A 9,165-nucleotide genomic window follows, 5' to 3' on the forward strand; every position below is an offset into this window, starting at 1 on the left:
TAGGTTTGATTCCTTTAGCGATTGGATTGAACATCAATTTCTTTACATTCTTTAGTGAATTTGATGCACATCTTTATTTTGGTGGAGATAACGTTATTTTCTGGGGACCACTTGCCTGGACAGTAATTTATGGACTGATCATAGCTACTTTCCTTACCTTAATTATTGTTCCAATTTTATTCTTATTGGTTACAAAATTAAAAATGTGGATTCATAGCAAAAGAACAGTTACCGCATAAAACAAATTTATTTTAATATTAAAAAACGACTGCAAAATATGCGGTCGTTTTTTTTTGCACTTGTTTATTTATCCTACATTTGAACCTTATGAAAACAATCAAAACGTACACTCCTGAAGAAGCGAAAAGAGCTTTAGAACACTACTGTATTTATCAAGATCGTTGCCATAAAGAGGTGGAAGAAAAGCTTTCAAAAATGAGATTGATTCCAGAAATTATTGAGCAAGTAATCACCCACCTTATTTCAGAAAACTTCTTGAATGAAACACGTTTTGCACAAAGTTTTGCAAGAGGAAAATTTAGAATAAAAAAATGGGGCAAAAACAGAATTGTTCGGGAACTCAAATTCAGAAATATCACCGAATACAATATTAAAATTGCACTAAAAGAAATCGAACAAGCTGATTATCTTGAAACCCTTGACAATATTATTCTCAAAAAAACAGAAACTTCGAAGGAAACGAATGTATTCAAAAAGAAGAAAAAAATAATAGACTACCTATTAAGGCAAGGCTTTGAATCACAACTTATTTACGAAATGACGGCTTATCATTTCGATTAGGTTTTGATTTACGAGGTTTTTTAGGAACTCTATAGGGAGCTTCTGCCTCTTCATTAAAGTCAAATATTGATTCATCAAAATCAACATTCTCATCAAAACTTTTTTGCAGATAAACTGAATTAATTTTCAAATTTATAGAGTTGTACACCAAAATAATTTTCTCAACCTGTTCGTTTACTTCTGATGGCTGAATAGAACTAATATCAGACATATCTTGTAAACGCAATGCCTCAGAATAAAAAACATTCAAACGAGCAAACATCCCTTTATTATTCAACTCTCTTATCCTCAAAGAATCATTCATTGTTTTAGACAAATCTGCCAATTCTTTTGACATCTCTAAAGCTAAAGATGGTGATATCGTTGTAAAATTTTTCTTTAAAAATTTAGACAAATTTGCATACTCATCCCAACCCTTAACATTTTCGTTTGTTTTAGGCTTCAACATCTCATCAAAGCTATAGGTACTTGTCTCATTGAACAAAGCCAAACTCTCGGCCGGAATTTGTTCCACAACCTTCTTCACGTCTCGTTTTTTCTTACAAGAAATAATAAAAATGCAAAAAGCTAAAAATAAATATCTCAAAACAATAAAATAGAATCAATAATGACACAAATGTATGATAAAACTTCCGTCATATACAATAAATCTATATATTGTTCGTTATTAACATATGTTAACCCACGATTCAACTAAACTTGCATTATGATACCTTTTATTTTTTTCAGCATTCTGGTTATTTCATTTATTTACTCGATCCAAAAAAGAAATAAATTTAAGTCGGCGGCTTACAATATTTCTTCTTACACAACAGATAATTTTACCGAATATTATTTGGTAGTAGAAATGAGACATGGTCAGTTTCTTGACGCAAGAAGATTGCCTAAATTTTTTCAGCTTTTTATTCCAAATAAAATTGCTTCTTTATTGAACAGCACCTACACAGATTTTGAATCTGCTCAAAAATCCCTTCAAGAAGTAAAACAAAACAGTTAAAAAGAAATATCTTTGTCGCCAAATTGAAACAAGATGATTTCTGACTATAATAGCTTGCCTGATGATGCAAAAGTTTGGGTTTTTCCATCCCAAAAAAAACTTTATGCAAATGAAATAGAGAGTATTGAAAAAAAAATCAGTGACTTTATTTTAGAATGGGAAAATGAAAACGAAGATTTAACGGCTACTTTCACCATCAAATACAATCGTTTTATTGTTTTGTTTGCTGAAACGGAAACTACTATTTCTACAAAAACAACTAATGAACTTATATCATTCATCATTCAATTACAAACAGATTTAGAGACTGAATTGATGGATAAAATGAATGCCTGTTTTAAACAAGGTCAATATGTTCAATACAAGGATTTAAAAGACTTTAAAAAGCTAATTAAAGACAAAGGTGTCAATAAAAAAACCATAGTTTTTGATAACACAATAGCTACAAAATTAGAGTTTGATGAATACTGGGAAGTTCCTGCTTCAGAAAGCTGGTATGGCAATATGTTTAAATAACTTAAGCCTGCAATTCTTTTATATATCCTTCTAACTGATGGGCATCAGCCACAGAAAAATCACCAATTTTAGTTCTCCTAAGAGCACTTAAATGCGCTCCCGAATCTAAGGCCAAACCAAAATCATAAGCCAACGAACGTATATAAGTTCCTTTACTGCATACTACTCTAAATTCTACTTTGGGAAAATCTATTTTGGTAATTTCAAATTCAGAAATTGTAATTTTTCTAGATTTCACTTCAACCTCTTCTCCAGCACGTGCCAATTCATACAAACGTTTTCCGTCTTTTTTCAAAGCAGAAAAAATTGGAGGTTTTTGATCAATCTCCCCGATAAACTTTTCAGTAGCCTTATAAATGGATTCCTCGGTTATATGTCCTGTAGGAAATTCTTTATCAACCTCAGACTCTAAATCATAACTTGGAGTTGTTGCCCCTAAGGTAATCTCACCAGTGTATTCTTTTATTTGTGCTTGAAATTGATCAATTTTTTTAGTGAATTTACCGGTACATAAAATCAACAAACCTGTTGCCAAAGGATCTAAAGTACCTGCATGACCCACTTTGATTTTTTTAATACTGAAACGCTGACGAATTTCCCAACGAATTTTATTGACCACCTGAAAAGAAGTCCAGGTTAAGGGTTTATCAATCAATAGTACTTGCCCTTCTTTAAACTGTTCTTCTGTTAGCATCATTAATTAGATAAAGAATATACAATCGCGATAACACCAACCACAGCGCAATACATTGAAAAGTAATACAATTTACTTTTCTTTACCAAAGCCATCATCCACTTACATGCTATTAAACCTGCGACAAAAGCAGAAACAAAACCAATAAACATTGGAAATACCTCAACTGAACTGACTACTAAATCGCCTCCCAAAACATCTTTCGCTATCTTTCCAACAATCAATGGCACTACCATCAAAAATGAAAATCTAGCCGCTTGCGTTCTATCTATTTTAAGTAATACCGAAGTAGAAATAGTTGCTCCAGATCTAGAAATTCCTGGCAACATTGCAATTGCTTGGGCAACACCAATAATCAATGCCGATTTATAGCTTGTTTCTACATCCGTAGTTTTTGCTTTATCCGCCAATACTAGCAACAAAGCTGTTACAAGTAACATAGCACCGACAAGTAATATTTGTCCACTAAAAAAATACTCTAATTGTTCTTCAAACAACAATCCCACTATTACAGCAGGAACCATTGAGATCACAATTTTCAAACAAAATTTTGTTTCTTCATTCCATGAAAACTGAAACAATCCTTTTAATATTCTACCAACCTCTTTTCTAAAAATTATTAAGGTACTCAAAGCCGTTGCAAAATGAAGTACAACTGTAAATGTCAAACTCTCTTTTGGCACAGCATCATCTCCTAAGATAAATTTTACTAATTCTAAATGCCCACTTGATGACACAGGTAAAAACTCTGTCAGTCCTTGTATAATTCCTAGAATTATAGCTTCAATTATTCCCATGATATGTTACTTGAAAAAATTATTTATTTGGATCTGCTAGAATAGCATATACCTCAATTGCAAAACCAATCAACACCAAAGTAGGCGCCAAACGAATTCTTCTAAAATTATAAATGGCTTCATTAAAAACCTCTGGATCATCGCTACCTCCACCTGCCATCAGAATAAAACCTAATGCCACCACAGCCAATCCAATCAGCATCCATTTATAATTCTTTTTACCGAATAAAAACTCTTCTTTTGATTTCAATTCTTTCATATGAATTTTATATACATCAGTTTATCCTAAGAATAAAGCTGATCTGTTTTTAAATTTAAAAAACGTTGTGTAGCAAAAAATGTACTCATCCATGTCACTAGAATTCCCATAAATAATACTCCTGAGAAAACAATTGCCAAATCTTTTTTATCCGACAACAATCCTAATTGTGGAATCGCATCTCCTATATAATATAATAAAGAAGCCAATCCAATGCTTGCCAAAACAGCTCCCATAATCCCTAAACGAATGCTTTTCCAAATAAATGGCAATCGAATAAATCTTTTCGTTGCCCCAACCATTTGCATAGTTTTGATAGTGAAACGTTTCGAGTAAACAGACAATCTTATAGAGCTGTTTATCAATACCACCGCAATCAATGTAAAAAAGCCTGCCACCACTAAAACCCAAAAACTTATTTTTTGAATATTTTGAGTTAACATTTCAATCAAAGGAGCATCATATAAAACTTCAGAAACATAGGCGTTTTTCAGCAATTCTTCTTCTATTGTTTTCATTTTTTCCGGAGTTATAAAATCTGGATTCAAATGAATATCTATCGAATTCTTTAAGGGGTTACTCCCTAAAAACGTTAAAAAATCTTCTCCTATCTCTTTGCTAAATTGTTTTGCAGCAGTATCCTTTGAAACAAATTCAATGGATTTAGTATAGTCTTTTTCTTTAAGTGCTTTCTCTAAATTCTTTGATTGATCTCTATCAACATTATTTTTTAAGAATAAGGTTACCGCAACCTGCTCCTTAAAATGATTTGCAATTTTGGTAGATTTTAACACTACCACTCCTAACACTCCTAAAACAAATAACACCAAAGCTATACTAAGGATCACTGAAAAATAGGAAGATCTTAAACGTCGTTTTTGATAACGATCAAAGGAGTTAGACATAATTGAAATTTTAAAGTTGGCAAGTTACTAAATTAGATTGTAAGTGAGAAGAGTAAATCAGAAGAAACAGATTTAGATTTGTAAGAAAAAGTTAAAATATTCTTCGAAAAAATCGCGATAACAAAAACATAGTTTCCCTTGAAAACTCTTATCCATTATAAATAATTAACTTAAATTTGCAGCATGGAGGAAACAAATAGACAGAAAAAAATTGGTGGTGTAATCCAAAAGGATTTAGTGGATGTTTTACAATCGGCTGCTCAAGATGGAATGAGAGGTGTAATTATCTCTGTCACAAAAGTAAGCGTAACAACTGACTTAAGTCAAGCCAAAGTTTTTTTAAGCATTTTTCCTTCTGAAAAAAGAGATGAATTGGTGTCTGGAATTCAATCCAACAGCAAAACCATTCGTCATGAATTGGCAAAAAGAACCAAAAATCAATTGCGTAGAGTTCCTAATTTAACTTTTTACGGAGATGATTCTTTAGATTATATTGAAACTATCGATGCTTCTTTGCGTGGTGAAGATATAAATCCAATTGAAAACCCAGAGGTTTTACCTAAAAGGAAAAAGTCATAATTTGAACTTTTCGCTCTACATTGCCAAGCGCTATCTATTTTCTAAGAGCAGTAATAATGCCATCAATATTATTACCAAAATAGCAAGTATTGGAATTATTGTAGGTTCCTTAGCTCTTTTTATTGTGCTCTCCGTATTTTCTGGTCTAAAATCGTTTAGTACCAAATTTTTAAATGCTACAGACCCCAATATCAGAATCTCCGCTGCCGTTGGTAAATCTTTTGAATTTACAGACAGCATCCAAAACCAAATGCTCTCTACAAAGGGTATTGTTGCATTTTCAAAAGTTATTGAAGAACGTGCTTTTTTCAAGCACGGTAAAAAAGAACAAATAGCATACATCAAAGGTGTCGACAGAAACTATACAAATGTTGTTAGAATTGACACACTAATTTATTCAGGAAAATGGCTGAATTTTGACAAGCCTACGGCCTTGGTTGGTAATGGGATTGCCAACAAACTCTCTATCGGAATTTTAAACTACGGAGATCCTTTGACTATCCTAGTTCCTAAGCCCGGGAAAGGATACCTCACAAACCCGACCAAAGCCTTTCAGAAATCAAATGTTCAAGCGGTGGGAGTTTTTTCTATCTCAGAAGAATTGGATCATAAATTTGTATTCACCCCTCTTTCCGTATGCCAAAATTTATTGAATTATACACCCAATCAAATTTCTGCCATAGATATCAAGACGGACTCGAATGCTTCAGATGTATGTTTGAAAGAGTTGAAAGAAAAATTGGGTGCGAATTACAAAATTGAATCGAGAGAAGAGCTCAATTCAGTATTCTACAAAATACTAAATACCGAAAAACTGGTTGCATATCTTATTTTTACCCTCGTTTTAATTATTGCGGTGTTTAATGTTATCGGTTCTATTATTATGATGATTCTTGACAAGAAATCAAACCTTGTCACCTTATACAATCTTGGTGCGACAATAAAAGAAGTGAGGAAAATATTTATTTACCAAGGTTTTCTATTGACTTTTGGAGGCTTAATTATAGGCACCACACTTGGGACTGTTTTGATTTTTATTCAGAATAAATACAAGCTTTTTATGATTACAAGCTCGATTGCTTATCCAATAGAATTTAAATTCACAAATCTAATGTTGGTAGCAATCACCATCACCCTACTGGGTTATTTTGCTGCCATTATAGCGAGCAGTAGAATCTCAAAAGAATTATTAGAGTAGTTATTTTATTTGAAAAATAAAAAGATCCGCTGTTTGATCACTTACAATATACAACCTACGCTGATCATCAATGGCTATACCTTCTGCTTTTTCAATGGACAATGGAAATTCTTGCAACAATTCTCCTTTATCGTCTACTTTATATAAAGCTTTAGAGGCATCACTCAATATCCAAAACACATCCAAAACATCATCATAAACGATCCCTGAAACATCCTTACCAAAAGAAAGATCATAATTCTTTTTTATTTTTCCTTTTGAAGAAATCTTAAGAAGTTTTTTAGGTTTTGCTTCGTTTAACACATACAAAGACTCTTTTTTAGAGTTGAAACAAACACCCTCCAAACCATCGTTATCAGCACTTTGTTTTCCTTTGATTTTATAAGAAGCTCCTACTCCATCTTTCAATGAATAGTAAGTCATTTTTCTTTTCGTTTCACTGAGCAATACGAAAGCTTTTTTCTTCTCATCAAAAGCAACTCCTTCCATTCCTTTTACAGGAACAGCATATTTATGCTCAAGTTTACCCGACAAAGACATTTGATACAAAAAAGAATTTGCATCACTTATAACAAACAAACTCCCATTATAAAAAGTAAGTCCAGAGGGTTCCGTAACAACTATTTTTGTTTTGGAAATAAACTCTATTTTGATTGACGGAATTGAATTACCACAAGCCAAAGCCAATAGTAAAACTCCAAACAAAACAGATATTTTATACATAGGTTTGATCTCCAAATTTAGCCAGTACTTCGTCGAAAGTATCATACATTTCTTCTGCCGAATTAGAAGTAACCATTTTCATTCTATATTGCTTAAAATTTGGAATTCCCTTAAAATAAGTTCCATAATGACGTCTCGTTTCCAACACAGCCAATATTTCTTTTTCTTTCCAAGCAATTTCCATTTCTAAATGTCTTCTTGCAACTGCAACACGCTCTGCAATGGTAACAGGTGGTAGATGCTCTCCAGTTTCAAAAAAATGTTTTACCTCTTTAAAAAACCATGGATTTCCAATACTAGCTCTTCCAATCATAGCACCGTCTAAACCGTATTCATCCCGCATTTTTACTGCAGCCTCAGGTGTATTCACATCCCCATTTCCAAAAACGGGAATATGCATTCTAGAATTATTTTTAACCTCAGCAATTGGTTTCCAATCTGCATCTCCTTTATACATTTGAGCTCTAGTTCTACCATGGATAGAGATGGCAGCACATCCAACATCTTGCAAGCGCTCTGCAACTTCCACAATTTTAATAGAACTGTCGTCCCAACCCAAACGGGTTTTTACGGTAACAGGTAAATCCGTATGTTTCACCATAGCTTCCGTTAAAGAAACCATCAAATCTATATCCTTTAAAATTCCAGCTCCAGCTCCTTTGCTGACCACCTTTTTTACTGGACATCCAAAATTAATATCAATAATATCTGGCTTAGATCTCTCAACAATCTCTACTGTCTTTAACATAGACTCTAAATTGGCACCAAATATTTGAATTCCAACAGGTCTTTCTTTCTCATAAATATCCAATTTCTTAACACTTTTAGCAGCATCTCGAATCAGACCTTCTGAAGAAATAAATTCAGTATACACAACATCTGCTCCTTGTTCCTTGCACAAAGCTCGGAAGGGTGGATCACTAACATCTTCCATTGGTGCTAACAACAGCGGAAAATCATTCAATTCTATATCACCTATCTTAACCAAAATATCTATGTTTTTTTTAGAGCTGCAAAGATACAACTTTCTAATTCTTTTAAAACATGCTACTATCGCTTTTAACAATTTCTAATAAAGTCAAATTAAAAGTAAATTGTATTTTCACAAAAAAAATCATCACTATGAAAACGTACAATTGGGCTATTTTAGGATGTGGTAGAATTGCTAAAAAATTTGCAGCCGACTTACAACTTCTGCCAAACGCTAATCTTTATGCTACAGCATCTAGATCACTTGAGAAGTCTCAAGAATTTGCTACCGAATTTAATTTTCAAAAAGCTTATGGGTCGTATCAAGAAATGGTTGAAGATAAAACTGTGGATATTGTATACATTGCCACTCCTCATTCTTTTCATTTAGAACATGCTACCTTATGTCTAAATCATAAAAAAGCCGTGCTCTGTGAAAAAGCTTTTGCAATGAATGAAAAGGAAGTTTCTTCAATGATCTCTTGTGCCAAAAAAAATGATTCCTTTTTAATGGAAGCCTTTTGGACTCGATTCAACCCAGCTTTTCTAAAAGTTCTAGAAATCATCAAAACCAAAGAATTAGGCGAACTTAAACATGTAAAATGCGACTTTAAATTTTTCGCTCCTTTTGACGAAAACCATAGACTGTTTAATAAAAACTTGGGAGGAGGTTCCCTATTAGACATAGGGATATATCCTGTTTTTACAAGTTTAATGACTTTAGGAA

Annotated in this window: 14 protein-coding genes; 7 read left to right on the plus strand and 7 right to left on the minus strand. The window is 32.8% G+C overall.

All coding sequences use genetic code 11. The features are described from left to right. Both P8H68_RS11630 and P8H68_RS11635 read left to right on the plus strand, forming a co-directional pair. Positions 1–239: hypothetical protein (locus P8H68_RS11630; protein WP_300325257.1), on the plus strand; the 239-nt coding region annotated here is incomplete at its 5' end. 88 nt (positions 240–327) lie between these two features. Continuing rightward, positions 328–801: a regulatory protein RecX gene (locus P8H68_RS11635; RefSeq protein WP_300325259.1), complete on the plus strand. Its 474-nt coding sequence runs from the start codon at positions 328–330 to the stop codon at positions 799–801. Here the strand turns inward: P8H68_RS11635 and P8H68_RS11640 are convergent. Beyond that, entirely contained in the window at positions 767–1,327 is a 561-nt protein-coding gene (locus P8H68_RS11640; RefSeq protein WP_300325263.1) for a hypothetical protein, read from the minus strand. The genes P8H68_RS11635 and P8H68_RS11640 overlap by 35 nt on opposite strands. Positions 1,328–1,507: 180 nt before the next feature. On the opposite strand from P8H68_RS11640, the gene P8H68_RS11645 reads away from it, so the two are divergent. Continuing rightward, a complete protein-coding gene (locus P8H68_RS11645; protein ID WP_300325266.1) occupies positions 1,508–1,798 on the plus strand; it encodes a hypothetical protein in 291 nt (96 codons plus the stop codon). A gap of 33 nt (positions 1,799–1,831) precedes the next feature. Further along, a complete protein-coding gene (locus tag P8H68_RS11650; RefSeq protein ID WP_300325269.1) occupies positions 1,832–2,314 on the plus strand; it encodes an ABC transporter ATPase in 483 nt (160 codons plus the stop codon). 1 nt (position 2,315) lies between these two features. Here the strand turns inward: P8H68_RS11650 and truB are convergent, their stop codons facing one another. From truB to P8H68_RS11670, 4 genes are read right to left on the minus strand one after another with little or no spacing between them, the layout of a single operon-like run. After that, entirely contained in the window at positions 2,316–3,008 is a 693-nt protein-coding gene (truB, locus tag P8H68_RS11655; protein ID WP_300325297.1) for a tRNA pseudouridine(55) synthase TruB, read from the minus strand. Positions 3,009–3,010: 2 nt separating this feature from the next. Further along, complete coding sequence (locus P8H68_RS11660; RefSeq protein WP_300325272.1) at positions 3,011–3,805, minus strand: undecaprenyl-diphosphate phosphatase; 795 nt, start codon at positions 3,803–3,805, stop codon at positions 3,011–3,013. A 19-nt stretch (positions 3,806–3,824) separates the two neighbouring features. Further along, complete coding sequence (locus P8H68_RS11665; protein WP_300325275.1) at positions 3,825–4,064, minus strand: DUF3098 domain-containing protein; 240 nt, start codon at positions 4,062–4,064, stop codon at positions 3,825–3,827. A gap of 26 nt (positions 4,065–4,090) precedes the next feature. Next, positions 4,091–4,969: a permease-like cell division protein FtsX gene (locus P8H68_RS11670; protein ID WP_300325278.1), complete on the minus strand. Its 879-nt coding sequence runs from the start codon at positions 4,967–4,969 to the stop codon at positions 4,091–4,093. Positions 4,970–5,152: 183 nt separating this feature from the next. On the opposite strand from P8H68_RS11670, the gene rbfA reads away from it, so the two are divergent. Then, positions 5,153–5,548, plus strand: a complete 396-nt coding sequence (rbfA, locus tag P8H68_RS11675; protein ID WP_300325281.1) for a 30S ribosome-binding factor RbfA — start codon at positions 5,153–5,155, stop codon at positions 5,546–5,548. Position 5,549: 1 nt separating this feature from the next. Further along, the gene (locus P8H68_RS11680) at positions 5,550–6,746 is read left to right on the plus strand and encodes an FtsX-like permease family protein (protein ID WP_300325283.1); all 1,197 of its coding nucleotides are present in this window, start codon (positions 5,550–5,552) and stop codon (positions 6,744–6,746) included. On the opposite strand, the gene P8H68_RS11685 is transcribed toward P8H68_RS11680, so the two are convergent. Then, positions 6,747–7,469 (minus strand): SdiA-regulated domain-containing protein, encoded by a 723-nt coding sequence (locus tag P8H68_RS11685; RefSeq protein WP_300325288.1) that lies wholly within the window; start codon positions 7,467–7,469, stop codon positions 6,747–6,749. Then, entirely contained in the window at positions 7,462–8,457 is a 996-nt protein-coding gene (gene dusB, locus P8H68_RS11690; RefSeq protein ID WP_300325291.1) for a tRNA dihydrouridine synthase DusB, read from the minus strand. Before dusB ends, P8H68_RS11685 begins: the two co-directional genes overlap by 8 nt. 134 nt (positions 8,458–8,591) lie before the next feature. On the opposite strand from dusB, the gene P8H68_RS11695 reads away from it, so the two are divergent. Next, positions 8,592–9,165 (plus strand): Gfo/Idh/MocA family oxidoreductase (locus P8H68_RS11695; RefSeq protein WP_300325294.1); only part of this gene is annotated, 574 nt, incomplete at its 3' end.

The sequence above is a fragment of the Flavicella sp. genome, from assembly GCF_029238425.1.
In the GTDB taxonomy this organism is placed as follows: Bacteria; Bacteroidota; Bacteroidia; order Flavobacteriales; family Flavobacteriaceae; genus Flavicella.